Genomic DNA, 26,036 nt, shown 5'->3' with positions numbered 1-26,036 from the left:
ACCAACAAAACATCCAAATTAAGAAGGTGTAAAAGTGAGAATTGCTATATATCCCGGAACATTTGACCCGGTGACTAAAGGTCATCTCGATATATTAGATCGGGCGAAAGAGTTCTTTGACGGTTTAATTATTGCCATCGCCTCAGATAGTAATAAGACTCCGTTATTTCTGCCTGAGGAGAGAATGGATTTGCTTATTGAAGCAACTAAAGACATGCCTAATGTAAACGTCCGGGTTTTTGAAGGGTTAACAGTTGAATTCGCTCGCCAATGTGGAGCAATTGCTATAATCAGAGGATTACGCGCCTTATCCGATTTTGAATATGAATTTCAACTGGCCTTAATGAACAAAAAGATTGCCCCAGACATTGAAACTATATTTCTGATGACCCAAAGTGAAAACTCATTTATCAGTTCTAGTGCAATCAAGTGGGCTGCCAAATTACAGGCCGGAGTCTCGGACTTTGTACCTTTGCATGTAGAAAAGGCGCTGATTGCCAAGTATGCCAGTTTGGCGGCGAGCCCCAAGAAGGTGGATTAAACCCCTTTGTTGCACATTTAGTAGGGCTGTGGTATCATAAATCGATTTAAAAAGGGGGATTTGCAAAAAATGTGGACTGTTATTTATATTGCTCCCAATAAATTAATTGCCGAGAAGTATAAAAAAATCCTCACGGACGAAGGTATGCTTGTCCAGCTTCGTCCAATCGGATCAACACACCTAGGTGAGCATGCATCAGTCGAAATTCTTGTCCCAGAATCTGAAGCAGAAGAGGCCCATGAAATTATAACTGGCGCTATGGGGAGCTAACTATGTTTAAAGATATATTCAGGAAGACAAAGTATGTTACTATCAATTCTAATCAGAAGCAAAATCGAAGTTCTGAGGCACCTCGGCAGGAAGAGGCGGCAATTGTTAGTAAGAAAGAACTTCCTGATGGCCTTTGGGTTAAATGCCCAAAGTGTGGGGAAGTTCTCTTCAATAAGAATCTAGATGAAAATGGACGAGTTTGCACGACCTGCGAACACCATTTTAGAATTTCTGCTCAAGGGCGTCTTGCATTATTAGTCGATGAAAATAGCTTTGAAGAGTGGGATTCTGAATTAAACCCCTTGGATTCATTAGAGTTTCCCGGATATAAAGAAAAGCTTTTAGAGGCACAGGAAAAATCCGGTGTCTTAGAAGGAGTAGTTACCGGGCGTGCTCGGATTGAGGGTATTCCCTTTGTCGTGGCTATTAATGAAGCGGGTTTTATGATGGGCAGCATGGGTTCTGTCGTTGGAGAAAAAATTGCCCGGGCTATTGAACGCGCCATTGAATTGAGATTGCCGGTGGTTATTTTTTCTACGTCAGGTGGTGCTCGGATGCAAGAAGGAATTCTTTCTCTGTATCAGATGGCCAAGACGAGTGCAGCTTTAGGAAAGTTAGCGGAGAACCATTTGTTATATATTTCCGTTCTTACGGATCCTACCTTTGGTGGAGTGACAGCCAGCTATGCTTCATTGGGAGATATAATTATTTCCGAACCTAATGCTTTGATTGGATTTACAGGACCACGTATCATCAAACAAACGATGAGGCAGGAGCTCCCGACCGGGGCGCAGACCGCCGAGTTTAACCAGGAACATGGTTTAATTGATCTTATCGTGGCCCGCACTCAGATGCGTCCGGAGTTAGCACGTTTACTGCGATACCATCAGGAAGGGGCTCAATATGGCTCAACTATTTGAATTTGAAAAACCTATAGCGGAATTAGAACATAGAATTTCTGAGCTCCAGAAGTTTTCTGCGGATAAGGGAATTGACCTTTCCCAGGAAGTGGACACCCTAGAGAAAAGAGTTCTTTTATTAAAGAAGGAAATCTACGGGAACCTGGAGCCTTGGCAAAAAGTGCAAATAGCCAGACATTCCGAGCGGCCGAATTTCTATGACTATGCCCCCTTGCTGTTTGAAGATTTCATAGAGCTTAAAGGGGATCGTCTGTTTGCTGATGATCATTCAATTGCGGGGGGTATTGCACTTTTTCATGGGGTTCCTGTGACAGTGGTTGCTCAAGTGAAGGGTAAGGATACCAAGGAAAATATTAAGCGTAATTTCGGGATGCCACATCCTGAGGGGTATCGCAAAGCGATACGTCTGATGGATCAAGCCGAAAAGTTTGGGCGCCCAATTTTAACCTTTATAGATACACCTGGAGCTGCCTGTGATTTGGGTGCTGAGGAACGTGGGCAGGGAGAAGCTATTGCCCGATGCTTGCTGGCAATGTCTGGGTATCGTGTGCCAGTGATCAGTACGGTTATTGGTGAAGGTGGAAGTGGCGGAGCACTCGCTCTGGGAGTTTGCAATGTGCTTTTAATGCTTGAGAACTCCTTTTATTCTGTTATCGCTCCGGAAAGCTGTGCCTCGATACTCTGGAAAGATACAACGAAGGCCAAGGAAGCTGCTGCTGCTTTGAAATTTACTGCTAAGGATCTGTTAAGATTAGGAGTTGCTGATGAATTAGTTCGGGAGCCTCAAGGGGGAGCCCATAATAACCTTCAACAAACAGCTGACGAATTGTCACAGGTAATTTCCAAGTATCTGGTTAGACTACGTTCAGAAAGTCCGGAAGCAATTCGTGAAACACGCTATCAGAAGTTAAGGAAGATTGGAATGTTTCGCGAATCTGCTGAGATAAATTTAACAAAAAAGCTTGACTAAGTCTCTTGTTTAGTGTTATTATATCTAAGTCGTCACGATTTGTGAGACGAATTCCATAACGGGCGAGTGGCGGAATGGCAGACGCGTCGGTCTCAAAATCCGATATATGTGAGTATGTGGGGGTTCAAGTCCCCCCTCGCCCACCACAGTAAATTCAAGGCCTTCGGGCCTTTTTTGTTTTTAGTTTGGAACCAAGATTGTACGAAAAAATATTGCAGAGATAATAAGCTTAACTCGACATCACGGCTGGAGAGCACCGCTGGTTTTTGCTTAACTTCGGAATCGATTTGAGTAGGGCCTGGGTATTTATAACAAAATAATGGCAAGACCGTAAAGTGCCACGCCTTTACGGTCTTGCCATTATTTTGTCAACAGTGAGGGCTCGAACACATAGCCTATCCGAGTAAGGTTGTTCAAATCTATGGTCAATCATGAACCTTTTTCATTACTGCAATTCCCTAAGTCGTTCACTAAAATAGGTTTTTACGTGCTCAACATATTCTGGTTTTAAGGAATATTTTCTAAAAACACAGCTAAAGTCTCTATCTAAGCCGTAAGTTCCAGATTCAACCCATTCCTCATCAAGATTACACGTCGCATTAATCTGATCGTACAAATAGCTGGAGCCTGAGAATTTTTCTAATAAATTATGTAGTTCGAGATCTATTGTTTGATGTGGAAGAACAAGATTAAAAGGTTTTTTGTAATTTCCATATTTGTAAGTACCTTCTTCTTCCCAGACAAAAGGTTTGTCACAAGATTCTAAGATAGCTTGACATGTTTTAATCATCTTTGCTTTATCGTCAGACTCTATGCACATTTTTAACACCTCGAATAATTTTACGCTTATTATACAACGACAAAGTATCAAAAATGAACTTAATAGTTTATTGCGAAAGTTCTTGCTTAAGATTGGATGAACTAAAAATACATTAGGGATTAGGGATGGATTAATCAATCTGTCAATCCCCGCTTACCTAACAAAATTCCGGATTCCAAGTTGGATTAAGAGTGAGTTTGCTATTCTAGTTAAGTAGATTATACTATTCTGGTAACGAGAATTACCATTATTAACTTAAGTAGAAATGTCGGCAGGATTCAGGAAACTTTCAGCTTTCCCTCAGGTAGGATTCAACCTCTTATTACATAATTAGGCTTAAGCCCATCAAGTCATACTTTCTGTTTTGCGTAAAATTATTAATGATCTTTGCCTGTTGTAAAGGAGCTTACTAGCATGAAGAAATTAAAGGGCATCAAACTACTATTGGTCGATGATGAACCAAACATTTTGCAGTTTCTGGAGATGGGGCTTCAAGAGGAGGGATTTGAGGTTCAAACAGCTCAAGATGGTATGGCAGCTGTAACACTTGCCAAGCAATTCCAGCCTCATATTATTATTCTTGATGTAATGATGCCCGGTATGGATGGCTTTGAAGTATGTCGAATGCTAAAAAAGACAGAAAATGTGGCCATTATCATGTTGACTGCTAAGGATGAAGTGGATGACCGAGTAAAAGGACTGACCCTTGGGGCTGATGACTATATGATGAAACCCTTTAGCTTTGAGGAATTGCTGGCCCGCATTCAGGCTAGAATTCGAAATCAATTCCCTAATCTCCTGGGTGAGGTTGAGTTAGGTGCCTTCCGGATTGACGATAGGCGTAAAGAAATCCTGTACGAGCAAAGAGTTCTCGAACTCTCGACCACGGAGTATGAGCTGCTGAAATTCCTAGTACTGAATCACGGTTTAGTCTTAAGCAAAGCGAAGATCTTGGACAAGGTGTGGGGCTATGATTTCGGAGGGGATGAAAATATTGTAGAGGTGTATATTAGGTCTTTGCGGGAAAAATTAAACGATAAAGAGCATCGTCTAATTCGAACCTTGCGCGGGGCTGGATATCGGGTTGATCTCTAAAATGAAAGCCCTAATCAAAAAAATAACTCGAACTATACCTAAAACCAACTCCCTTCGTTTTCAACTTTTATCCCGTTCGCTATTGCTTATGGCTGGATTATTGGGGATCATAGGATTTTTTCAATATATCTTTATGCAAGAATTTATCTATCAAAATAAAGTAATCAGTGTCCAAAACCAGGTATTAGCCATTCATCCGGATGTTTGGGAAAGGTTAGCGGGGGACTATGTCAATGAACTACCCGAGATAATCCCGGATATTAAAGCCGGAGAAGAATTCGGTGATAAACCTCCCGGTAATGGTCGTAATAAGGCGCCTTTTTTCTTCCTGCAGGACTCTACGATTGCTTTCTATGATCTGAAGGGAAACTTTTCAGTGTTCTCAGATTCTTCGGCTGATGGTGTACTCCCTACAAAACTTGACGAAAAGGATTATGAAAATGCCACACGTTCAAAACCCAACCTAAACTATAAGGTTATTGATCAAGCTTCAGGACATGAGAAATTGATTGTTCTTCAGCCAATCAGATCGAGGGATCAATTGGTTGGAGTTGTTCAGGTAAGTATAAATACTAAACCTTTAAGGGATATTTTGACTCGGCAATTGCTGACATTTTTACTGATTTCTTTTCTTGCTTTGATCGGAGGTATGTTAGCCTTCATCCCTGTTTTAAGAAAAACCTTGGTTCCATTGTCTAAAATGGTCGATACTGTGGAACAAATCGATGCCGGGAATCTGGCTGAACGGTTACCGGTTGACCAAGGGCAAGTAGAAATTGACCGCTTGGCCGATTCGTTTAATGGTATGCTTGAAAGGCTGGAAACGTCTTTTGACGCGGAAAAAGAGGCGAAAGAACAAATGCGGCGCTTTGTTGCTGATGCATCTCATGAGCTACGCACGCCTTTGACGTCAATTCATGGGTTTTTAGAGGTTTTGCTTCGAGGTGCTATGAATCAACCTGATAAATTGCACAGATCGTTAACTAGCATGTATACTGAATCCGAACGGATGAAAAAGTTAGTTCAGGATCTGCTTCTTCTAGCGAAGCTAGATCGCTCACCAAATATCCAGTTAGCGGAAGGGGAACTTGACGAGATCATTAAAGGAATGGCACCTCAGTTAAGATTATTAGCTGGGAATCGAAAAGTCACTTTGAAGCTTGCTTCTCATTTAAAATGTTGCTTCGATGAGGACAAGATGAAACAAGTCATTTTGAATCTTTTTCATAACGCGGTGCAGCATACTGATCCTGAAAAAGGGGATATCCAGATCGCTTTGGAGAAGGTTTCAGCTGGTGTGGAGTTGACGGTTAGAGATAATGGTTCAGGTATTCCGGCAGAACATCTGCCAAAATTATTTGATCGTTTTTATCGGAGTGATTCATCCAGAACTCGAAAATATGGGGGAGCGGGATTAGGTCTGGCCATAACAAAATCTCTTGTAGAGCATCATTGCGGAACCATTGGAGTAGAAAGTTTGGCAGAAGAGGGAACTGTGTTTTATGTATGGCTCCCCCAGTCTTGTGAAGAATAACTCGGTTTTTGATTAAAGGTTTGCTCCTTTTTTGTTATGAATGCAAAAACACTTTGTGAACAATAATTAAGGGGACTATCAAAAGATTTCCATGAAAATAACCACAGGAAGCTTAAGAATAGCTTCCTGTAGTTATTTAAGGGAACTTTTTAGCTGGATACAATGAGAAGTAAAATAAGCTGCTTATTGGTCATACCCGTTGGGATGGCTCAGGTGCCAAGCCCAAGCGCTCTCAATGATTTGTTCTAAAGTACTATGCTGTGGACTCCATCCCAAAAGTTCTTTAATCTTTTCCACTTTCGCTACAAGTCTATCCGGATCACCTGGCCGACGTGGAGATTCAACCAGAGGAATTCTTCGCCCCGTGACTTGGCGGGCCGTTTCGATGACCTCTCTAACACTAAAGCCAGAACCAGTTCCAACATTATAAACTCCGCTTTCAATCCCCTTTCCCAGAGCTTCCAATGCTAAAACATGTGCCTTCGCCAAATCCAGAACATGAATATAGTCGCGAATGCACGTACCATCGGGAGTGGAATAGTCCGTACCAAAGATATGTATTTCTTTTCGTTGCCCTAATGCTGTCTTTAAAATCAGAGGAATAAGGTGTGTTTCAGGAAGATGATCCTCACCTAAAGAACCATCAAGTGCTGCTCCGGCAGCATTGAAATAGCGCAGAGCAATCCATTGGAGGTCATAGGCTTTCTCAAGCCAAGAAAAGGATTGCTCAATCATAAGTTTAGACTGGCCATAGGGGTTGATGGGAATTGTAGGTGCACTTTCGGGAATGGGTATTTCTTCGGGAATACCATAAGTTGCTGCCGTGGAGGAGAAGATTAAGCGCTTTACCCCTGACTTAAGGAGCGTACTTACAAAACGGTTAGTCTTCGCAGTATTTTCCTCGAAATAAAGATCAGGTTTTTCCGCGGATTCCCCGACCAAGCTCCTCGCGGCAAAATGAATTACGGCACTGATCTGTTCTTGTTCGACAATCTTTTGAACAAGATGTGGATCCGCAATGTCTCCCGAAAAAAAGGGAACATCACCTATAACGGATTGCCTATGCCCGGTCACAAGATTATCGAGAACAACGGGTTTGTAACCCTGCTCTAAAAGTGTTTTGACGGTAAGGCTGCCGATATAGCCCGCCCCACCGGATACGAGAATAGATTGCATGAAATCTCCTCTTTTCCTATACTTGAAGGATATAAACAAAGTGTATAATTGTTGAGTATAGACCCTTAATTAAATACTAGATTGACTTCTTGAGGAAATAATGCTTAAGATTACCAATATTATAGCATCTGGAAATAAATCTAGGAACCCAAAGGAAAATTTATAAGTGTGTTGAGATATTTTAAGAGATCCTCCTATTAAATAGATAGGGGGTATTTTTTTGCCCATTAAAGCAACTTTTGCGAGTGAATTCTCTCCAAAGTCTTCGCCGTGAGGCATCTCCAAACGGGATACCATTGAGACATGCATTTTGGGCTTGCCGGAAGCCCCATCCTACGGCGAAAACAGTGTTTTCGTTCTTAACGAAGTGTAGGTGGGGGAGGTTCACAGTCGAAATATACATAGAACGAATGTGCTGGAAATAATCCAGTGATAATTTAACAAAAATGCTCAAACCTTCGTTAGATTAGTAGAGAAGGCTTGAGCATTTTTTATTGGTCATTTGGTTTGTTCTAAGTAATACCCTATGTTACGTACTGTTTTTATCGTTGAAGCGCCGATTTTCTTTCTCAGGTAGCATATGTAGAGGTCTACATTGGCAAATTCTATCACAGAATTGGCTCCCCAAAGTCTCTCGAAGATACGTTCCTTGGTAACAACATTTCCGTAGTTTCGCATGAGAGTTTCCAGCAATAGGGTTTCCTTGGCACTTAGTTTAATGACACTATTTCCTTTCGCTACCCTACACTTTAGGGTGTTTAAAACTAACCCTGCTACTATCAGCTCATTGTCAATATAATCTTTGTCTATTCTTCTGGAAAGTGCTCTTAGTCTTGCTAAGAAAACTTCAAGAGAAAAAGGTTTTAGCAAATAATCATCGGCACCCGCATCTAAACAATTAATCATAAACTTTATATCATTATTAGTGTGGAGAACTAAAATGGGCGCAGCTATGTCATGGGCTCGAAGTTCCTTGATAAAATTTAGGCCATTAATCATTGGAAGAAACGAATCTAGGACAATAAGATCATATGACCCAAGCAAGGCCAACTCTAATCCGATTTCGCCATCGTGAATGCTATCAACCACATAACCTTCTCTTTTTAAGCGGGTGTTTAGTGTTTTTGAAGAATTGGTTTTATGTTCTATAAACAACAGCTTCATGATTGCCTCCTGAAAAACCTCAGCATATTTAATTAAGTTAGGGTCTATTGCTTGTTGGTTGAACTGGAAATAATTATAAAGCAGTTTCCTGAAAATAAATTGACCGTTAGCTGAACGTAAGCTGAATGTTGGATTGCTAATCAAGCACATGTCTGGATCAAATAAAAAACCGGATTCCTGTCGGAATCCAGTAAATTATCCTAGTATAGCTTATTTTCTATATACTAACTTGATTTGGAGCCGATTCTGACATTGGGAGAAGGTTTCAGTTAATCATAGATTTTTCTTATCTAAGTTTAATTAAGCAACTTTATTAGGTAAATTTAAAATATTGGTTCTTGTATCAGGACGTGTTGCCAAATAAACACCTATGATAACAATGGCTGCACACATTAATTTGATAAGGGTAATGGACTCCCCTAAGATTGTCACTGACTGGATAATTGTAAAGATAGGTACGAGATTAATAAAAACGGCGGTTCTAGAGGCACCAATACGTTGAATGGCAATAGATTGGAAGAGATAACCTAATACTGAAGCAAATACGCTCATGTATAAAATAGAGAGCCAACCTCTGGCAGTGGCTGTTGATAAATAAGTAGCAGGGTTTTCCCATAAAACAAAGGGAAAAGAGATAATAACACATATTAAGAAGGTATAAGCTGTGATCATGAAAGGGGATATATTATATTGCTTCATGTATCTTCGACTAAGTAGGGAATAAGTCGAAAAGCAAAATACTCCAAGCAGCATTAGAAAATCGCCATGATTTACTTGAAATTGAGAGATTATTTGCCAATCCCCGTTGGTAATAAAGAGAAAGACGCCGCTGAAAGAAAGGAAAATCCCTAATACCCTGTAGAAGGTCAATCTTTCACTGAAGAACATCGCAGCCAAAAGGGTAGTAACCATGGGATTGATGGCTCCGATCAGGGAGGAATTAATTGCGGTAGTATAGCTCAGTGAAGTGAAAAATAAGACATGATAGCAGAAAGTGCCGACAAAGCCGAGCAAGAGAAGAGCCGGCCATTGTTTGCCGCGAGGGAAAAGGTTTTTCGGTTCTTTGATATACAAAATTGTGAAGATAAATGGTAAGGCAAAAAGGAAGCGAAAGAAAGTAAGGGCATAGGGCGGAAAATCCTGAATGGAGAATTTTCCGGTTATAAATGCGCCGGACCAAAGTAGACTTGTTAAAACCATCAGTAATCGAACCTGTTTATCGGACATTAGAATCTTCCTGGTCACAAATGCTAAGAAACCATCCAGCATATTCACTTAACCGACTAAATAAAGTGGCAGCACTACAGAACTTTAACTACTAAGGTATGTTTGTTGTATCTAAACGCTCATAACCCCTAATAAGATTAGAAGCAACTCCAACACATGGTTTGCACAGAATACCGGAAAGAGGAGATCTACTAAATCGTTAAGGTAATCCTTAGTAGATTATTCATTTATGCTGCTATAAACCAGGATATTTCACTTCCTCTCAAGGTTTTTAATGTTGTTGGGTTTTCCCTTTCAAAGTACACATTAAGTTTACCACGTTTTCCTCAGCTTTACTTCTTAATATATGGATTTGTTAATAGGAACTAGTCCGTAAACAAGGGTTACTTAATTCGATAAGTTGAAGGGAGTCCTGTTTCCCTCAGTTTGTTAGAAGGTATTCCGTATGATATAGTAAAATGATAAAGAATGGGGGTTTTCAGGATGCCGCGTATGCTTATCTTAGATGGAAATAGCCTTGCAAATCGTGCCTTTTATGCACTTCCGCCTTTAACAACAGCTGATGGGCGACCAACCAATGTTCTCCATGGTTTCTTAACCATGCTCTTTAAATTAGAACAAGAGCAGCACCCGGATTACTGGGTGGTTGCTTTCGATAAAACGAAGGCAACTGTTCGGATTGAACAGTATGCCGGCTACAAAGCACAGCGCAAAGAAACTCCAGAGGGATTACGCCCACAATTTGATTATCTCAAGGAGATATTAGCAGACATGGATGTCCCACTCCTGGAGTTGGCGGGCTACGAAGCGGATGATCTAATTGCCGCTATAACTAAACAAGCGGAAGCTCAGGGAATGGAGATCCAAATATATACAGGGGATAAGGATGCCCTACAACTCATATCCCCAAGAACTAATATTTTTCTGACTAAAAAGGGAATCAGTGAAATTGAACGATACGACGAGACAGCTCTGTGGGAACGCTATCAACTGCGGCCCCATCAAATTATTGATCTTAAGGGTTTAATGGGTGACACCTCGGATAATATCCCAGGTGTCCCAGGAATTGGAGAGAAGACCGCTCTGAAATTACTTTGGGAATTTGAAACTGTCGAGAATGTTTTAGCGAATGTTGAGAGAGTATCTGGGAAAAAGGTTCAGAGTAATTTAAAAGAATATGCCGATCAGGCTATCCTAAGCAAGAAATTGGCTACAATGCTGACGGAAGTTCCCTTGACTTTTTCTAGCGAGGATTTTGTTTATCGACGTCCACAGGCCTCTAAAGTTCTGCCGGTTCTGCAGAAGTATGACCTGAGAAATGTAACGCGTTTATGGCATGAGCGCCATAATGATGAAGGGCTTCTTAGTGAAAATTCGGAGGCAGTGTTAGAAACCTGGCCTGAACGAGCAATGTCAGAAGAGGACTGGCTCCTTCAGATAGACGAATGGAAGTCCCAAAAGAAACCTCTTACCCTAGCTTGTCGATACAAGGGGACAGGGTTACAAGGGGGACAATGGCTGGAATGGGGAGTAGCTGCCCAAGGGGAGACCTTTATTCTGGATCGTGATGAGGCATCGGAAAAGGTTTGTCAGGCATGGCTGGAATTAATGGGAAACGATGAGATTCCTAAAACCTTGGCAGACAGTAAGACGGTAGCTTTATTACTTGCTAACGAAGGTGTGCAACTAAAGGGTTTAGCCCTAGATCTAAGCCTGGCATCCTACCTAATTCAATCCTCGCGACCGAAGTTTGCGCCTCTGGATTTAGTTAAAGAGTATTTTCCCAGTCAAGATGTATTCGCTAATATTGCCGAGGAAGCTGCAGCCTTAGCTCAAGTTGCCCCTAAGTTTGAAGAAGATATCAGTACTCTGGGACTTACTACTCTTCTTCACGAAATCGAAGAACCCTTAAGTTTGGTTCTTGCGCAAATGGAACGGCACGGAATTGCCATCGACTCTGAAGCATTAAAAGCCTTTGGGGACGGAATAAGTCTAACCTTAAAACAGCTGGAGCAGGATATTTATGCGTTAGCTGAGGAAACCTTTAACATAAACTCTACGAAACAGTTGGGAACTATTCTTTTTGAAAAGTTGGGCCTACCTAGCGCTAAGAAGACGAAAACTGGGTATTCTACAGATGCGGAGACCTTAGAAGAACTTCGCATTGCCCATCCTGTTGTGGCCAAGATTCTTGACTATCGGCAATTAAACAAATTAATGTCTACCTATGTAAATGGATTACTCGCTCAGGCCAAGGAAGGTCGGATTCATACCACCTTTCAGCAAACTGTGACAACAACCGGACGTTTGTCGAGCACGGAACCCAATTTGCAGAACATCCCAATTCGATTAGAGCAGGGAAGACAACTGCGAAAGGTTTTTCATCCTACTGAACCAGGGTGGGTGCTTCTCTCTGCGGACTATTCTCAAATTGAACTTAGGATTTTAGCCCACTATTCCCAAGACCCTTTACTCTGTGAATCCTTTGCCCTGAGACAAGATGTTCATACCAGGACCGCTGCTGAAGTGTTTGGAATTTCACTGGAAGAGGTAACTTCGGATATGCGCCGAAGTGCAAAGGCGGTTAATTTTGGCTTGGTCTATGGATTAACTGAATTCGGTCTCTCCAGGGATTTGGGCATCCCGCGTAAAGAATCTAAGTTTTATATTGAGCAGTATTTTAAGCGCTATAGTGGAGTTAAACGGTATCTGGAGGATGTAGTGACCCAGGCCAAAACAGACGGACAAGTACGTACCCTGTTAAATCGCTTGCGTCGCATTCCTGAGCTTCTGCATTCCAACCGAGTTCAACGTCAGTTTGGGGAGCGGATTGCAATGAATACCCCGGTGCAGGGCACAGCTGCGGATATCATGAAATTAGCTATGCTTAAAGTAGCCGAAGGATTGAAACCTTTTCAAGCAACTATGCTTCTCCAAGTACACGATGAGCTCTTGCTTCAAGTAGCTCCGGCAGATCTGGAAAATGTTGCCCGCATGTTAAAGGAACAAATGGAAAATGCCTATCCTTTAACCGTGCCGATGACGGTGGAATGTAAGGTTGGCCCTAACTGGTACGAAATGCAGCCGTTTCATTCAATATAAGGGGTGAGGAAATAATATGCCCGAACTTCCCGAGGTTGAAACAATCCGAAGGACATTAGCCCAGCATGTTAATGGTTTGAAAATAAAAGAAGTTAAATTAGTTTGGTCATCTGCGGTTATCAGTTGGGAAGATCAACCATTTGAAGTACTAGTCGCCGATCGTCAAATTCAAAGGATAGATCGACGGGGTAAATATCTATTAATTAGATTAGATAATGATCTAACACTGATTGCCCATATGAGAATGACTGGGCGTTTAAACTATTACACAGAAAAACAACCCCCTGACAAGCATACTCATGTAGTTTTCTGTTTAGACAAGGGGGAAGTTCATTTTTCAGACGTTCGTAAATTTGGGCGTATCCAAGCAATACCCACCTCTCGGAGCATCAGTGATTCTTCCTTAGGCAAACTTGGACCTGAACCCTTAGAGTTGGAATTTACTCCTCAGGTTTTGAAAGAGCGATTTGGTAAGAAAAAAGTCTCTGTAAAAGCCGCCTTGTTAGATCAACATGTTTTAGCAGGCTTAGGAAATATCTATGTTGACGAATCCCTTTTTCAAGCAAGGATTTCCCCTAACCGTACTGTGGATTCCCTAACCGAAGAGGAACTAGCTGAACTTCATCAGGCAATCCGAAACGTCCTCCAAGCGGGGATTGATGCTCAAGGGACATCCTTTCGAGATTATCGCGATGCCAATGGAGAGAAAGGATCCTTCGAACGGGCTTTACAAGTGTATGGCCGGGGAGGGGAACCATGTAAAGTTTGCGGGCAGAAATTAGAACGGGTTCGCCTTGCCGGCAGGACGACGGTTTATTGTTCGCAGTGTCAAAAATAAGCCCATTTGGGTTTGTGAAGAAATATGATCTACCAAAATTTCCTGGGGAGGATATTGCACATTGGTCATTCCGATGAGGGTATAGAGGATAGTATGGAGTACTCCTAAGAGATGCTGTAAAAGGAGCTGTTGTAACTGCTATAACGCAGTGATCAATGCTCCTTTTGTATGTTTATTCCACCAAAACAAAAGGATCAAGATAAGAGATTATATAAATAGCAGATCATTCATATCACAACGAAATTTAGCTTGAGAGTTCGAATTTAGAAATGTTTTAAAGACTGAAATTGTAATAAAGATTTAGCCAAGAAGGAATATGAATTAACATGGCGAAATTTAATCAATTAAATATTTATACTTTTCTTATTTAGTTGAAAGACAAATGTTTCAAACTATTCGAAGAGGCTTGTTTAAGTTTATCTTTGCCAAAATGCTTTAGCTTCTTTTTCAAGTTTAGTTAACCTCGTGTAATAATCCGGAAACTCATTTAAATGGGCTAAAGCTATTTTTGCTGTTGTAATCGGGTCATCTTCTGTAACATTAGTAGCCTGATCTCTTCTACCGTGTTCCAATTCCACATCTAGACCTATTCTGAATTGTTCTATATTAAATGGGTTTTTGCTCCAATCTATTCCAAGTTGTTCGCCAATTTGCTGGGCTTCAGCGGTAGTGAATTTTTGACGAGGACTCGGCATGAAGTTATTAATCAAAGTGCCGCCGGACAGTAGATGATAGTGTCTTTGATCAGTAGTCGTAAAGCCTTGATAAGTATGAAAATGTCCTCCAGCAATTTCAGTGCTTGGAGCTGTGATTAGCTTGAAGTAGTGCCTATGACCATTATCTTTTGTACTGCAACCAGATATCTCATGAACATGTAGAGGATTATTAGGCGATTCGCTACTAAGACCTGAATATCGATGTTGATGATTGAAGACTCTATCACTAATACCTTCAAAGTAATGACCATGTATTACGTTCATATAACCACCTCATAATATTATATTTATGGGCGGAATAATGGTTATTGTATTGAGTGTGGTTACGTTATTAATTTAACAAAGTGGTCTTTATATGGGCTCAATACGTGCTAAAGGTAAATCCAGTATGGATATTTTGGAATAGCTGTCGGTGCGTCTATTACTTTCTTGGCTGCTTTTAGCAAAGCCAAAGGCAAAAACTGCGTGGATTAGGGATTAGTGGTTGTCAGAGTGCACTAGTAGGACAAAGTTCATGTTTTAGAAAGAGAGTATTATGTGTATTAAAATGTGGTTGATTATGTAGATATCGAAAGAAAAATGACAAAGAACCATAAATGAAAAGTTTTATTTTATAGCTTTATCCTATTATAGATTTGATTCTATAGGTATCTACTTAAATAAGGAGTGTATTAGATTATGATTAATGGAAGAATGAAAAAACCCTCACCATCAATCGATGAATGGCTCAAAGAAGCAAAAAAAAATCCTGCGGCTTTACAGGAAGGGATGTTTTTAGTTCATAATGGCGTTGTCCGCCAAACGCCCAAAGCTAAGGTACGCCAAGGAATTGATGACGGTTCTATGGTGAGGGGAATGGAGTTTGATTATGATGCTGCAAAGGTTGATGCTGCGATTGCCGAAACCTATAAGATGGACGGTATCTTCCAGGTTAGGGTTTGGCTTAATCAAGGCATGCTCGAATTAGGCGATGACATAATGTATGTTCTGATAGGCGGCGATATCAGACCACATGTAGTTGATGCCCTGCAATTCCTGGTAGAAAAGATTAAAAGCGAATGTGTTACCGAAATCGAACAAAAATAGTAGACATCTAGCGATTGAAATATTTTTTCAAAAGAGGCAAGAATCTATGGAAGACAAAAAAATAAAGACAAAAGTTTCAAAACCCAAATTTGAATTTGATTTAGATATCATAGAGCTATCTGGAGAAAATATAGTGAATGAAATGATAGTCTCCAATGGAATAATTTCAAACTGCTATTTAGAAAATCATGAAGCAGAGTGCATGACTTTTAAAAAAGTAAAATTAAACAAAGTCATTTTTAACAAAATTATTTTGAAACGTTTAGAACTGATAGATGTAAGCTTTCAAAATTGTGATTTATCAAATATTGATTTTAGTAAAGCTATATTGCACAGAGTAGAATTTATAAATTGCAAGATGGTGGGTATTAATTTAAGTGAAGCTACATTGAGAGAGGTAACATTCATAAACTGTAATAGTAAATATGCCTATTTTCGTTATTCGAATTGTAAGCAAGTTGTATTCCAACAATGTCAATTGATTTCTGCGGATTTTAAAAATTCATTGTTAATTAACGTAGAATTTCAAGATTCTAATCTTGTTGAGGCTCAAATGAACTTCACAAATCTAAGAGGAATAGATTTTACAAGTTGTGATATTGAAGGGATAGGCGTAAATATTCCAGATATTAATGGTGTCATAGTGAATGCTATGCAAGCGGTTGATCTTTCTAGATTACTAGGGTTGACTGTTAAATGAAAAGTAGATTATTTTATAGACTTTAAATCAATTCCGTTAAGCAACCATAGATACATTCCTTAAACCTTTAAATGTGATTATTTCTTTTATAGTCACATTACCATACAATGCTACCAGTATTTTAAGATCTGAAATAGTCCCTGAAATAGCCATTATATACCTCCTATCGTATAATCATGCAAATTACAACAATTTGTCATGCTTATTTATACGTCGGATGATCAAATCTTAGTAGGGTTAAAAGTCCTGAAATTCTTACCAATTATGTCGAAGCTGCGATTATCGTTTTGGGACGCGTCGCAAAAAAACAACTGGTATGGAGGGGTAATTTCATGATTACTAATGAAACTTTAAAAGTCATTAGGCAGCGTAGAAGTATAAGAAGTTTTAAAGAAGAGCAAATCAAAGATGAGGAAATACAGGCGATACTTGAGGCGGGAATGTATGCTCCTAACGCTGGAAATCAAGCCTGGCATTTTACTGTAATTCAAAACAAGAAATTACTAGAGAAACTGAATCTTGCAGCTAAGCAAGGTGCTCAGCAAATGGATATTGAACACTTAAGGGCATTAGGTAATGATAAAGAGTTTAATTGCTTGTACCATGCCCCTACATTAATTATTGTTTCTGGCGATGAGAAGGCTTTCGTACCTCTAGAAGCTGATTGTGCCGCTGCTACTCAGAATTTACTTTTGGCCGCAGAATCAATTGGGGTGGGGGCTTGCTGGATTTTCTTCGTCCTATTAGCGTTTAATTCACCTTTAGGAACAGAATTAAGAAATGAACTTAAATTACCAGAGGGTTACAAGCCTTACTATACGGCGGTTTTTGGCTATAAGGATGATATTGTCGGCGATGTACAAGACAGAAAGCCAAATCTAATTACATATATCAGATAGAGTTAACTTCCGAGTATAGAGAAAATCCTTTGGGCCATAAGCAAGTAATAACAGAAATCGAAAATAATCGGGATGGTTAGTGTCAATTTAGAAACCTGAGGTAAGCAACTATTGCTTACCTCAGGTTTCAGAATTTCAGTAATATTACTTTCATGAACTAAAAAATTCAACCTACTTTATGGAGCAGAATTTGTCTGCTGCAATATGCAGATAGTAGCAAAGTCCAGGTTGCAGAGTTTCAAGCATATTTCTATGAAAATCATCCTCTAGGAAAAAATTTGTTTGACTTGCAAATGACTTCGAATCAATACTTGTGCCGTGGGTATTCAGAAAATTAAGGTGATTCTCTATGAGATTATGCAATCTCTCATCTGTTACTGCCCATCCACTTTTTAAAGCATTAGAGAGGTTAAAAAGAAATTGTTGAGCCTCGGCGGCTTTTTCGTTTAAATCATCGACTTGAATTTCTTTTTTTGCCATCATATCATAATTATATTTTTCTTTGAGATACTCATTTTGTTCAGATAGAGCACTTTCCCATTCATTTTGATTAAGCCCTTTGAACATAGATTGATTGTTCATAATTACTCCTTTTCCGGCAAGGACAATCGATTCTTCTAGAGTTTTTAACAAACAGTCAAGTCGCTGCCTGCGCGCAATAAGCAGTTCATACTGATTTGTCAAACACAACTGACGACTCGGTTCATCCTCTAACGCCTTTTTAATATCTTTGAGGGAGAAATCAAGTTCACGGTAGAATAAAATTTGCTGCAAGCGTTCTAATTCTTTGACTCCGTAGATTCGGTACCCTACATCACTGATTCTGCAAGGCTTCAATAAACCTATTTTGTGATAATGATAAAGTGTTTTTACCGTTACACCTGTTAGATTTGCAACTTCTTTTACGGTGTATAACATTATTTCTCACCTCGAAATAATCATAAAGGCTTACCTTAGGTTGAGGTCAAGGACTTTAAAGGAACTTATTCTATCGTAACCACCTTTGTTACATTTCACTTCGGCCTATTACAAATGGAGTGCCTACCACTTGGTTAAGATTACAGTAATTGAGATCCATCATAATTATTGGATCGACCTTAATCGGGTCAGGCTTGCCGTCGCTAAGACATTGTTCATTGGCGTAAACCGCAACTATTTCTCCTAAAAACATCTCAAAATCAAAGATGGGTATAGTTTGAATGACTTTACACAGATAATTGATAGGGCATTCGCTAATCATGGGCGCTTTGCCAATGTCATCATAAAATGAAGTGAAAACATTCGACTTATTTGTTGTTTTCCCGGATACGATACCGCAATAATCTGTCTTCTGAACTAAATCTGCAGAAGGGATATTAACACTGAAGTATCCATTTTCCTTGACACCCGCTGTTGTATGGTGAGTGCTTTTCAATGAGATATAAAGAACAGGTTTCATACTAACAACCCCATATGCCCCGAGAGTGGCGTAATTTGGCTTGCCATTTACATCCGCACCTACAAGCACTGTTGGAAAAGGGCCAAAGGGTCTATTCTCAATTTTTATTTTTTTCATGATCCTACCTCCAAGTATATCTTTTGCAGCTGCATGAAGAATAATATCAGAGATGCTAAGAAAAGAATAGACTTTTTCTTTCTGCTGAATTATACTATGGCTAAAGTGCGCCCCTGAGTTTTTGACAAAATAAATATGGCATAAAGACAGACAAGCCGATCATCCTTATTTAGGGAAATCGGCTTTTCATTATATTCATATTTCTAAGTTACATAGGATAGAGGGATCGTTTGCTGTGATTAGGGTAGGAATACGATATCATATACAGAGGATTAGCAACATTGGAGATAATATTGAATTTAGTAACCCCGTCGCAAACTATGAGAACGTTAGTTCACGACCCTGGTCAGCAAAGATAGGAGAGACTAAGAATGTTCTTGCGAAGATTGAGCTTACTTAAAGAAAGGATTCCAAGCCACAAGGTTTATCCGTTTTCCATACCTGCGTTTAAGAGTTTAGAAAAGATTGAGTTTAACAACAGTGTGACATTTTTCGTAGGCGAGAATGGGTCAGGGAAATCTACACTTCTTGAAGCCATTGCCTATAAATGTGATTTCAACACAGCCGGTGGAGGTAGAAATAACTATTATGAAGTCCAGTCCTCAGAATCTGCATTAGGTGATTATATTAGGCTTTCCTGGGCACCCAAAATCACGAATGGCTTTTTTCTCAGAGCGGAAAGCCTCTACAACTTTGCCTCTCATATTGATAGTCTCGGCCCAGCTGCTTATGAGCCCTATGGTGGCAACTCCCTCCACAAACAATCCCATGGAGAATCATTTTTGTCGATATTCGCTAATAGGTTTGGGAAAAAGGGAATCTATTTATTGGATGAACCGGAGGCTGCTCTTTCCCCAGCTCGTCAGCTCACCTTGTTGAGAATTATTAGGGATTTAGTAGAAGGCGGTCGGTCCCAATTCATTATTGCAACACATTCTCCAATTATTTTGGCTTACCCAGCTGCCCAGATTCTCGATTTTGATACTTCACCGGTTTCTCAAACAACCTATGAAGATACCTCACATTATCAAATTACCAAAGGCTTCTTGGAAAATAGAGATCGTTATTTACGAAAACTATTTGAAGAATAGGCTTCACCCTTAATAGAGTTTGAGATATCGGAGAGGATATGAATTTAAGTAACTCCGGCGTGGAAAACCTTCGGAACGTTCTTTGAAATGGCACTTTAGAAAGTATGATAGCTTGGAGCGATATTAAATATTATGGAACGTAAAGAATACGCAGTAATTGTTTTGCATGAGATCTATGGTATTAACCCCCACATTAAATGGGTATGCGAACACTATTTGGAGTCTGGATATGATGTTTTGTGCCCCGATTTCTTTAAGGGTAAAGAATTCTTTGGTTATAGTAGAGAGGGAGAAGCTTATCAGTATTTTATTGATCACATTGGATTCAATTCGATGACAGAGGAATTTGAGAAAATATTGCAGAAGGCACATAGCAATTATAAACGGGTATATTTACTAGGCTTTAGTGTTGGGGCTACGGCAGCATGGCTATGTAGCGGTTTAGAGAGTACAGTTGATGGGGCGATTTGTTACTACGGATCTAGAATACGGGACTATCAATTTATAAATCCAAAATGCCCAGTATTATTAATTTGGGCAAAGGAAGAAAAATTCTTTGATGTTTTAGAATTAAGTAATGCTCTTAAAACCAAGCCTTTTGTTAGAACACATATATTGGATGGAAAACATGGATTCAGTGATCCTTTTAGTAAAAATTATAATGAGCAATCTCAAAAAATTGCCCAGGACTTGGTTGGTAGGTTTTTACATAGTCTAAAAGGCCGATGACAGCATGTAAAAAAGAACAATAATGATCTCGGGGAGGATTAAAATGAACGATAGATTAGAACCATTCCATAGGGGCTTATTAGTGATTTTTTTTGCCGTGCTCATTTGGTCGGTTATAAATCCAAAGGATTTATTTACATGGTTTTTAGAAGTTTTTCCGGCACTGATTGGGTTAAGTGTAGTAACCTTAACTTATAACCGATTTAGATTGACCAATTTAGTTTACTTTTTGATATTAGTCCACGCGATCATACTAATAGTTGGTGGACACTACACATATGCAGAAATGCCGATATTTAATTGGCTAAGAGATGCTTTTCATCTTGCTAGGAATTATTATGATAGGCTGGGGCATTTTGCCCAGGGTTTTATACCCGCTATTATCGTCAGAGAAATATTAGTGCGGAAATCAGCATTAAAAAGAGGTAAATTATTATCGTTCCTTATAATTAGCATCTGTCTTGCCATTAGTGCATCCTATGAATTAATTGAATGGGGAGTGGCAGAGGCCACCGGTAGCGCAGCCGATGCATTTTTAGGTACTCAAGGGGATGTTTGGGATACACAATGGGACATGTTTATGGCACTTTTAGGAGCAATAATGGCATTAGCATCTATGAGCAATCTCCATGACAAGTTCCTAAAAAAATTCATTAATCAGTGAAAACAATAATTATTTGGAGGAATTCAAAATGAAGACAATCGGTTTAATTGGAGGAATGAGCTGGGAATCGTCATCCGAATATTATCGCATTATCAATGAAGAAGTTAAGCAAAGGCTCGGAGGTCTGCATTCGGCCAAATGCGTTCTCTACAGCGTAGACTTCGAGGAAATAGAGAACTGTCAAAGAAATGGAGAATGGGAAAAGGCTACCCAGATTCTAATAGATGCTGCTCAAAGTCTGGAGTCGGCAGGGTCTGATTTTCTCATCATTTGTACGAATACGATGCATAAGGTTGCTAAAGAGATCCAGGCGGGCATAAATATTCCAATACTTCACATTGCTGACATTACAGCACAACATGTTTTATCTAACGAGATTAAAACAGTTGGCTTATTGGGAACAAGATATACTATGGAACAGGATTTCTATAAATCTCGCTTAGAGACTAGGGGAATAAAAGTATTGATTCCAATGGAAACGGATAGGGTAATAGTAAATAAAGTAATATATAACGAGCTATGTCTGGGACAGATTATTGAAGAATCTAGAGTCCAATATAAAAGAATCATTGAGGATTTAATAGAAAGAGGCGCGATGGGAATTATTTTAGGGTGTACAGAAATTGGTTTGTTAGTTAAACCAGTGGACTCGTCTGTACCCTTATTTGATACAACTTCGCTTCATGCCATAGGGGCGGTAAACTTAGCAATAGAATAATCTATTCTAAAATTCTTAAACCTAGCCCCCTAGCATGGTCGCTGGAGCAAACAGGCACAATGAACGTTCAGTCGTTCAAATGGAGGTAAGGTATGAAAATTAATACAGTGAAAGATAATAATATAGAAATTGCTGTAGTAGATTGTAACGAAATATTGATAACAGATGTTCAATCAGCATTAGATTTAATGGCAACAATTAGGTACGAAACAGGTTGTGATCATATAATCATTTATAAATCAGCAATCTGTGAAGAGTTTTTCGATTTAAAAACTAAACTTGCAGGTGAAATATTGCAAAAGTTTGTTAATTATCATGTGAAGATAGCAATTGTCGGCGATTTTTCAGTGTATACCAGCAAGAGCCTTAAAGATTTCATTTATGAGAGTAATAAAGGAAAGGATATATTTTTCCTGCCCAATGAAGAACAGGCTGTTCAAAAGTTGAGTAAACAATGATTGTTACAAGAAAATGTCAAGTACAAGCACTGAGCGGTTAATGTTCAGTGCATTTTTATGATGCCCCCCCCCTCGGGAAAGAGTGGGCAAATGGTGCATCGATGCACCATTTGATAATATACTGAGCTGTAATGAAATGCCAAAATATAGTATAATGACCTGAATAAGCTACCATAGAATTCGAGAACATGTGTAGTATAACGGTTTATCCATGAAATGCATTGGTAAGGCATGGGTATTATTATGATCCTTTAAAGACAATCACCAAAAGGGTTGAAATTGCGGTGAGGGCTTAAAAGGGGAGGTGGGTTTAAATGTTCAAGAGGATTTTAGATTATTTTTTTGGTTGGGAAACGGTTTATCTCACAAACAATATTGATAAATATGCCGGCATACGAGGAAGGCTGCTGAATAATGGGGTAAAGGCAAAAACGAAAACAACCAATAACTCTTCTGGCGGTATAGGAAACTCCGTTATGCCCAACAGTACAAACTATGAAATTTTTGTTAGGAAAGAGGATGTCCATAGAGCAAATCAGATAATCCATAGTCAGCGATAAAACGGATTTCGTAACTTTTCAAGTGGCACAAATCGGAGGAGTAAATTTGGAAATAAAGATTAGAGATGCAGTCATAAAGGACTATGAAAGTTTATGCGAGGTATACATTGAACTTGACGAACAACACCGGCTAAATCATCCTGAACTTTTTATTTTGCCTGAAGATTATGCAAAGGCAAAAGAGTACCTACTGGAAAGCATTAATGATTCTAATAAAGGGCTTTTTGTTGCTGAGGCAGATTCAAAAGTTGTTGGTTTTGCAGAATGTTACTTACAAAAGTCATCTAATTTCCCAATTATTAAGAAGAGGGAATGGATACAAATAGATGGTATAGCTGTCAGGGAAGGTTACCAAAAACATGGTATTGGGACACTCCTTTTAAGAAGAGTCTTTGAATGGGCTAAGAATAAGGATGTAGATAGAATTGAGCTAAAAGTATATTCCTTTAATTCTAATGCCGCCCAATTTTATGCTAATAATGGTTTTAGAGAATTAAGTAAGGCTATGTATTTAAACTTATAGAAAATGAACCTTACTTTGGAATATTAATTAATCTTAAGTACGACAGTTTAAGGAGTCATGCGAGCAATGGATAATGCTTTTAAAGTAAAGCAAATTACCAAACTATATGATAGTTGTAATCAATGTGGTTTGCCGACTTTGACTTGCATATGTGATATGGTTACTCCGATAAATTCAAGAGCCAAGTTTTGGATTTTAACGAGTGAAAGGGAATTTTCCAGGCCATCAAGTACTGGAAGATTACTTAAATTGATAAATCCACTTTCAACGGAAATATTCTTATGGGAACGAACCAAACCCTCGCAAAAATTGATCGAAAAGATGACTAACTTTAAGGGTAAAACGTATTTATTATTTCCGTCTGAGCATGAGGATTCTGAGAGTAAAACTCTAAGCAACCTTCAAGAAGAAATGAACGCATTCATTCTAATTGATGGTACTTGGAAGGAAGCAAGAAAGATCTTTAGGAAGTGCGATTATTTGAAAAGCATTCCCCAAATCTCTATCAAGCCGGATTATGAGTCTGAATTCACATTGCGAAGGGGTAGGCTTCAAAAAACACTTTGCACGATTGAAGCGGCAATGGAAATTCTAAAAAGTACTGGGGAGACAGAACAGCAAAGAATAGTCGAGCAATACTTTAACCTTTTTCTTAAACACTATAAAGCAGGTGCTAACTCCCATTTGCCTAAAGACTAATTTGCTCATGGCTTCAATTAAACGAGAAAGCGGAAACTAGTTTTTTCCAAAGGGTTTAATAGTGACTTGATTCATTATGGACTAAATATAGTTTTGGGTAGATTGACATACTAGCAAACTGACAGTTAAGCTATGTTATACGCATGGGAGGAGTGAAAAGCCCTTGGCTACCAAGTTTAGATATCAGTCTGATAGGCCGGTGACACGTTCTAAATACCGGTTGCTTCTTGGCAAGCTTTTCTTTACATGGCGTCGTTACTTCCAATGGTATTTTTCTAGGTCAACCCAATATGCATCTACATTCCAGAATCTTGCCTTCCCTTTTAAAGTGGCAGATCATAAAACGCCATTGTATCGGCAGCTTAAAAATGTTGATAGGTGGTTGCAGGAAAACAAGGTAACGAACTTGAAGTTGGCTGTGTCGAAGATAAATGGGTTAGTTCTTAAACCAGGAGAGACATTTTCCCTTTGGCGTTTGGTAGGAAAACCAACGAAAGCAAAAGGGTTCTCGGAAGGGATGGTGCTAAAAAACGGGTCTTTTGTACCGGGAGTTGGAGGGGGCCTATGCCAACTTTCCAATCTTATCTATTGGATGACCTTACATACCCCCTTACAAGTAAAGGAACGCTGGCGCCACACTCATGACGTATTTCCGGATGCTAACAGGACTCAACCCTTTGGAAGCGGAGCCACCATTGTTTATAATTATATAGATCTCCAAATAAAAAATGTGACCCCAAATTATTATCAACTTCAAATAAATGTCGGAGAATCAGATCTGGAAGGCCAATGGCGATGTGAACAACCTCTATCCCATAAATATAAAGTTTATGAAAGTGACCACTTGATTACCCAAGAATGGTGGGGTGGGTACATGCGTCACAATGTTATAAGCCGCCAGATATTTGATCTCCATAATAATCAGCTAGGAGACGAGTTTATCACTGAAAATCATGCCATAATGATGTACGAGCCTATGTTAACAGGTAGTATTTAATCGCTAGAAACTTTGAATTAAGGATTGCTGAAAATATGGAGGAAGAACAGATTGTCTTGGAACCAAGAAAATTCCTTATCAACTCATCAAACAGATAAAGCATACAGTAATCTGCTGGCCGATTGTGAAAAATGTTTCGGTTTATGTTGTGTTGCACTATACTTCGCTGCTTCAGAAGGCTTCCCCAATGACAAGGACGCGGGTCAACCTTGCATTAATCTGCAGCGAGATTTTCGCTGTTCCATTCATCAAAGCCTGAGGGAAAAAGGAATGAAAGGTTGCATGGCTTTTGATTGCTTTGGTGCGGGGCAAAAAGTAGCTCAAGTAAGCTTTTCGGGACTGGACTGGCGGAAAAACCCTGAATCTGCCAAGCAAATGTTCGAGGTATTCCTTATTATGCGACAACTCCATGAATTGCTCTGGTATCTGTCGGAAGCTTTGACATTAGAACCAACCCGAACTATCCATAAGGAACTGCAAGTTATGCTTAATAAGACTGAACTTGTAACTGGCCTTTGTCCTGAAGCTCTTTTGAAAATAGATGTAGCTGCACAACGTGCAGAGGTTAACGCTTTACTGCTTAAAACTAGTGAACTTGTTCGAGCTGAAGCTCGTCTAGGGCAGGAGACCAGTTCAGGGCGAAAGAAGTCCTTCCGTAGGGGAGCTAATCTTATTGGAGCAGACCTTAGAAAATTTAATCTTAGAGGTGCAAATCTAAGAGGAGCTTACCTTATCGCTGCAGACCTCAGAGGAACTGACTTGACTGGAACTGATTTTATTGGGGCTGACTTACGAGATGCGAACCTCAGAGGAGCGGATTTAAGAAAAAGCCTCTTTCTTACCCAGGCACAAATTAACACCACAAAGGGAGATAATTTCACGAAAATACGATCATCCTTTACCCGGCCAAGGCAATGGGACGCCTAGAAACGAAAGTTAGGTATAGAGCCTACGAATTTTTGTCTTAAAAGGGAGGCAGTAACT

The 26,036-nt window shown here is 39.5% G+C and carries 28 protein-coding genes and 1 tRNA gene; 22 read left to right on the top strand and 7 right to left on the bottom strand.

Annotation, left to right across the window (positions count from 1 at the left end; genetic code table 11):
- The first annotated feature begins 34 nt into the window (after positions 1-34).
- From coaD to DESMER_RS13765, 5 genes are all read left to right on the top strand, one after another.
- Positions 35-541 (top strand): pantetheine-phosphate adenylyltransferase, encoded by a 507-nt coding sequence (coaD, locus tag DESMER_RS13785; protein ID WP_014903677.1) that lies wholly within the window; start codon positions 35-37, stop codon positions 539-541.
- Positions 542-610: 69 nt separating this feature from the next.
- Positions 611-811 (top strand): putative signal transducing protein, encoded by a 201-nt coding sequence (locus DESMER_RS13780; RefSeq protein ID WP_014903676.1) that lies wholly within the window; start codon positions 611-613, stop codon positions 809-811.
- A gap of 2 nt (positions 812-813) precedes the next feature.
- On the top strand, positions 814-1,731 hold the full coding sequence (accD, locus tag DESMER_RS13775; protein WP_014903675.1) for an acetyl-CoA carboxylase, carboxyltransferase subunit beta: 918 nt from the start codon (positions 814-816) through the stop codon (positions 1,729-1,731).
- A complete protein-coding gene (locus tag DESMER_RS13770) occupies positions 1,715-2,701 on the top strand; it encodes an acetyl-CoA carboxylase carboxyltransferase subunit alpha (RefSeq protein WP_014903674.1) in 987 nt (328 codons plus the stop codon). The genes accD and DESMER_RS13770 overlap by 17 nt, the downstream gene beginning before the upstream one ends.
- 60 nt (positions 2,702-2,761) lie before the next feature.
- Positions 2,762-2,847 (top strand) — tRNA-Leu (locus DESMER_RS13765).
- 299 nt (positions 2,848-3,146) lie between these two features.
- Here the strand turns inward: DESMER_RS13765 and DESMER_RS13760 are convergent.
- Positions 3,147-3,521, bottom strand: coding sequence for a hypothetical protein (locus DESMER_RS13760; protein WP_014903673.1), 375 nt, complete (start codon positions 3,519-3,521; stop codon positions 3,147-3,149).
- A 414-nt stretch (positions 3,522-3,935) separates the two neighbouring features.
- On the opposite strand from DESMER_RS13760, the gene DESMER_RS13755 reads away from it, so the two are divergent.
- Positions 3,936-4,616, top strand: a complete 681-nt coding sequence (locus DESMER_RS13755; protein ID WP_014903672.1) for a response regulator transcription factor — start codon at positions 3,936-3,938, stop codon at positions 4,614-4,616.
- Between the two features lies 1 nt (position 4,617).
- Positions 4,618-6,150, top strand: coding sequence for a sensor histidine kinase (locus tag DESMER_RS13750; protein WP_042333771.1), 1,533 nt, complete (start codon positions 4,618-4,620; stop codon positions 6,148-6,150).
- Positions 6,151-6,333: 183 nt separating this feature from the next.
- Here the strand turns inward: DESMER_RS13750 and galE are convergent, their stop codons facing one another.
- The 3 genes from galE to DESMER_RS13730 all read right to left on the bottom strand — a co-directional run bounded on the left by galE (position 6,334) and on the right by DESMER_RS13730 (position 9,717).
- Positions 6,334-7,326: a UDP-glucose 4-epimerase GalE gene (gene galE, locus DESMER_RS13745; protein WP_014903670.1), complete on the bottom strand. Its 993-nt coding sequence runs from the start codon at positions 7,324-7,326 to the stop codon at positions 6,334-6,336.
- A 498-nt stretch (positions 7,327-7,824) separates the two neighbouring features.
- Complete coding sequence (locus tag DESMER_RS13735; RefSeq protein ID WP_014903669.1) at positions 7,825-8,490, bottom strand: response regulator transcription factor; 666 nt, start codon at positions 8,488-8,490, stop codon at positions 7,825-7,827.
- 300 nt (positions 8,491-8,790) lie between these two features.
- A complete protein-coding gene (locus DESMER_RS13730) occupies positions 8,791-9,717 on the bottom strand; it encodes a DMT family transporter (protein WP_014903668.1) in 927 nt (308 codons plus the stop codon).
- A gap of 483 nt (positions 9,718-10,200) precedes the next feature.
- On the opposite strand from DESMER_RS13730, the gene polA reads away from it, so the two are divergent.
- Complete coding sequence (gene polA / locus DESMER_RS13725) at positions 10,201-12,819, top strand: DNA polymerase I (RefSeq protein WP_014903667.1); 2,619 nt, start codon at positions 10,201-10,203, stop codon at positions 12,817-12,819.
- Between the two features lie 16 nt (positions 12,820-12,835).
- Positions 12,836-13,657, top strand: a complete 822-nt coding sequence (gene mutM, locus DESMER_RS13720) for a bifunctional DNA-formamidopyrimidine glycosylase/DNA-(apurinic or apyrimidinic site) lyase (protein WP_014903666.1) — start codon at positions 12,836-12,838, stop codon at positions 13,655-13,657.
- Positions 13,658-14,073: 416 nt separating this feature from the next.
- Here the strand turns inward: mutM and DESMER_RS23070 are convergent, their stop codons facing one another.
- A complete protein-coding gene (locus tag DESMER_RS23070; RefSeq protein WP_014903665.1) occupies positions 14,074-14,637 on the bottom strand; it encodes a DUF5661 family protein in 564 nt (187 codons plus the stop codon).
- A 414-nt stretch (positions 14,638-15,051) separates the two neighbouring features.
- Between DESMER_RS23070 and DESMER_RS13710 the strand changes: the two genes are divergently transcribed.
- From DESMER_RS13710 to DESMER_RS13700, 3 genes are all read left to right on the top strand, one after another.
- Positions 15,052-15,459 (top strand): molybdenum cofactor biosynthesis protein MoaE, encoded by a 408-nt coding sequence (locus DESMER_RS13710; RefSeq protein ID WP_014903664.1) that lies wholly within the window; start codon positions 15,052-15,054, stop codon positions 15,457-15,459.
- Between the two features lie 46 nt (positions 15,460-15,505).
- Positions 15,506-16,159 (top strand): pentapeptide repeat-containing protein, encoded by a 654-nt coding sequence (locus DESMER_RS13705; RefSeq protein WP_014903663.1) that lies wholly within the window; start codon positions 15,506-15,508, stop codon positions 16,157-16,159.
- 332 nt (positions 16,160-16,491) lie between these two features.
- Positions 16,492-17,058 (top strand): nitroreductase family protein, encoded by a 567-nt coding sequence (locus DESMER_RS13700; protein WP_014903661.1) that lies wholly within the window; start codon positions 16,492-16,494, stop codon positions 17,056-17,058.
- Positions 17,059-17,229: 171 nt separating this feature from the next.
- Here DESMER_RS13700 and DESMER_RS13695 read toward each other — a convergent pair whose 3' ends face one another.
- Together DESMER_RS13695 and DESMER_RS13690 are read right to left on the bottom strand one after the other, a co-directional pair.
- A complete protein-coding gene (locus DESMER_RS13695) occupies positions 17,230-17,976 on the bottom strand; it encodes a MerR family transcriptional regulator (RefSeq protein ID WP_014903660.1) in 747 nt (248 codons plus the stop codon).
- A gap of 88 nt (positions 17,977-18,064) precedes the next feature.
- Entirely contained in the window at positions 18,065-18,613 is a 549-nt protein-coding gene (locus DESMER_RS13690) for a flavin reductase family protein (RefSeq protein ID WP_014903659.1), read from the bottom strand.
- Positions 18,614-18,984: 371 nt separating this feature from the next.
- Here DESMER_RS13690 and DESMER_RS13685 point away from each other — a divergent pair, with 371 nt between their 5' ends.
- From DESMER_RS13685 to DESMER_RS13640, 10 genes are all read left to right on the top strand, one after another.
- On the top strand, positions 18,985-19,704 hold the full coding sequence (locus DESMER_RS13685) for an AAA family ATPase (RefSeq protein WP_014903658.1): 720 nt from the start codon (positions 18,985-18,987) through the stop codon (positions 19,702-19,704).
- A 132-nt stretch (positions 19,705-19,836) separates the two neighbouring features.
- Complete coding sequence (locus DESMER_RS13680; RefSeq protein ID WP_014903657.1) at positions 19,837-20,433, top strand: dienelactone hydrolase family protein; 597 nt, start codon at positions 19,837-19,839, stop codon at positions 20,431-20,433.
- Positions 20,434-20,476: 43 nt separating this feature from the next.
- Complete coding sequence (locus DESMER_RS13675; RefSeq protein WP_014903656.1) at positions 20,477-21,097, top strand: DUF2238 domain-containing protein; 621 nt, start codon at positions 20,477-20,479, stop codon at positions 21,095-21,097.
- A 28-nt stretch (positions 21,098-21,125) separates the two neighbouring features.
- Positions 21,126-21,815 carry an aspartate/glutamate racemase family protein gene (locus DESMER_RS13670; protein ID WP_014903655.1) on the top strand — a complete coding sequence of 230 codons (690 nt, stop codon included), beginning with the start codon at positions 21,126-21,128 and terminating at the stop codon, positions 21,813-21,815.
- A gap of 92 nt (positions 21,816-21,907) precedes the next feature.
- A complete protein-coding gene (locus tag DESMER_RS13665; RefSeq protein ID WP_014903654.1) occupies positions 21,908-22,273 on the top strand; it encodes a DUF4180 domain-containing protein in 366 nt (121 codons plus the stop codon).
- 314 nt (positions 22,274-22,587) lie between these two features.
- Entirely contained in the window at positions 22,588-22,833 is a 246-nt protein-coding gene (locus DESMER_RS13660) for a hypothetical protein (RefSeq protein ID WP_014903653.1), read from the top strand.
- A gap of 46 nt (positions 22,834-22,879) precedes the next feature.
- The gene (locus tag DESMER_RS13655; protein ID WP_014903652.1) at positions 22,880-23,356 is read left to right on the top strand and encodes a GNAT family N-acetyltransferase; all 477 of its coding nucleotides are present in this window, start codon (positions 22,880-22,882) and stop codon (positions 23,354-23,356) included.
- 66 nt (positions 23,357-23,422) lie between these two features.
- The gene (locus DESMER_RS13650) at positions 23,423-24,055 is read left to right on the top strand and encodes a tRNA-uridine aminocarboxypropyltransferase (RefSeq protein WP_014903651.1); all 633 of its coding nucleotides are present in this window, start codon (positions 23,423-23,425) and stop codon (positions 24,053-24,055) included.
- 163 nt (positions 24,056-24,218) lie between these two features.
- Positions 24,219-25,052 (top strand): VanW family protein, encoded by an 834-nt coding sequence (locus DESMER_RS13645; protein ID WP_014903650.1) that lies wholly within the window; start codon positions 24,219-24,221, stop codon positions 25,050-25,052.
- A 51-nt stretch (positions 25,053-25,103) separates the two neighbouring features.
- The gene (locus DESMER_RS13640) at positions 25,104-25,979 is read left to right on the top strand and encodes a pentapeptide repeat-containing protein (RefSeq protein WP_014903649.1); all 876 of its coding nucleotides are present in this window, start codon (positions 25,104-25,106) and stop codon (positions 25,977-25,979) included.
- Positions 25,980-26,036 lie beyond the last annotated feature (57 nt).

It is taken from the genome of Desulfosporosinus meridiei DSM 13257 (assembly GCF_000231385.2).
GTDB lineage: Bacteria > Bacillota > Desulfitobacteriia > Desulfitobacteriales > Desulfitobacteriaceae > Desulfosporosinus > Desulfosporosinus meridiei.
This window is presented reverse-complemented; position numbering and strand designations above follow the sequence as displayed.

Bases quoted from the DNA above. Each gene is read 5' to 3' on its own strand.
- DESMER_RS13705 (WP_014903663.1), top strand. From the start codon at position 15,506: ATGGAAGACAAAAAAATAAAGACAAAAGTTTCAAAACCCAAATTTGAA.
- DESMER_RS13710 (WP_014903664.1), top strand. From the start codon at position 15,052: ATGATTAATGGAAGAATGAAAAAACCCTCACCATCAATCGATGAATGG.
- galE (WP_014903670.1), bottom strand. From the start codon at position 7,326: ATGCAATCTATTCTCGTATCCGGTGGGGCGGGCTATATCGGCAGCCTT.
- DESMER_RS13650 (WP_014903651.1), top strand. From the start codon at position 23,423: ATGGATAATGCTTTTAAAGTAAAGCAAATTACCAAACTATATGATAGT.
- DESMER_RS13680 (WP_014903657.1), top strand. From the start codon at position 19,837: ATGGAACGTAAAGAATACGCAGTAATTGTTTTGCATGAGATCTATGGT.
- DESMER_RS13690 (WP_014903659.1), bottom strand. From the start codon at position 18,613: ATGAAAAAAATAAAAATTGAGAATAGACCCTTTGGCCCTTTTCCAACA.
- DESMER_RS13700 (WP_014903661.1), top strand. From the start codon at position 16,492: ATGATTACTAATGAAACTTTAAAAGTCATTAGGCAGCGTAGAAGTATA.
- polA (WP_014903667.1), top strand. From the start codon at position 10,201: ATGCCGCGTATGCTTATCTTAGATGGAAATAGCCTTGCAAATCGTGCC.
- DESMER_RS13770 (WP_014903674.1), top strand. From the start codon at position 1,715: ATGGCTCAACTATTTGAATTTGAAAAACCTATAGCGGAATTAGAACAT.
- DESMER_RS13685 (WP_014903658.1), top strand. From the start codon at position 18,985: ATGTTCTTGCGAAGATTGAGCTTACTTAAAGAAAGGATTCCAAGCCAC.
- DESMER_RS23070 (WP_014903665.1), bottom strand. From the start codon at position 14,637: ATGAACGTAATACATGGTCATTACTTTGAAGGTATTAGTGATAGAGTC.
- DESMER_RS13695 (WP_014903660.1), bottom strand. From the start codon at position 17,976: ATGTTATACACCGTAAAAGAAGTTGCAAATCTAACAGGTGTAACGGTA.
- DESMER_RS13735 (WP_014903669.1), bottom strand. From the start codon at position 8,490: ATGAAGCTGTTGTTTATAGAACATAAAACCAATTCTTCAAAAACACTA.
- DESMER_RS13665 (WP_014903654.1), top strand. From the start codon at position 21,908: ATGAAAATTAATACAGTGAAAGATAATAATATAGAAATTGCTGTAGTA.
- DESMER_RS13780 (WP_014903676.1), top strand. From the start codon at position 611: ATGTGGACTGTTATTTATATTGCTCCCAATAAATTAATTGCCGAGAAG.
- DESMER_RS13670 (WP_014903655.1), top strand. From the start codon at position 21,126: ATGAAGACAATCGGTTTAATTGGAGGAATGAGCTGGGAATCGTCATCC.
- DESMER_RS13755 (WP_014903672.1), top strand. From the start codon at position 3,936: ATGAAGAAATTAAAGGGCATCAAACTACTATTGGTCGATGATGAACCA.
- DESMER_RS13730 (WP_014903668.1), bottom strand. From the start codon at position 9,717: ATGTCCGATAAACAGGTTCGATTACTGATGGTTTTAACAAGTCTACTT.
- DESMER_RS13750 (WP_042333771.1), top strand. From the start codon at position 4,618: ATGAAAGCCCTAATCAAAAAAATAACTCGAACTATACCTAAAACCAAC.
- accD (WP_014903675.1), top strand. From the start codon at position 814: ATGTTTAAAGATATATTCAGGAAGACAAAGTATGTTACTATCAATTCT.
- mutM (WP_014903666.1), top strand. From the start codon at position 12,836: ATGCCCGAACTTCCCGAGGTTGAAACAATCCGAAGGACATTAGCCCAG.
- DESMER_RS13760 (WP_014903673.1), bottom strand. From the start codon at position 3,521: ATGTGCATAGAGTCTGACGATAAAGCAAAGATGATTAAAACATGTCAA.
- DESMER_RS13660 (WP_014903653.1), top strand. From the start codon at position 22,588: ATGTTCAAGAGGATTTTAGATTATTTTTTTGGTTGGGAAACGGTTTAT.
- DESMER_RS13675 (WP_014903656.1), top strand. From the start codon at position 20,477: ATGAACGATAGATTAGAACCATTCCATAGGGGCTTATTAGTGATTTTT.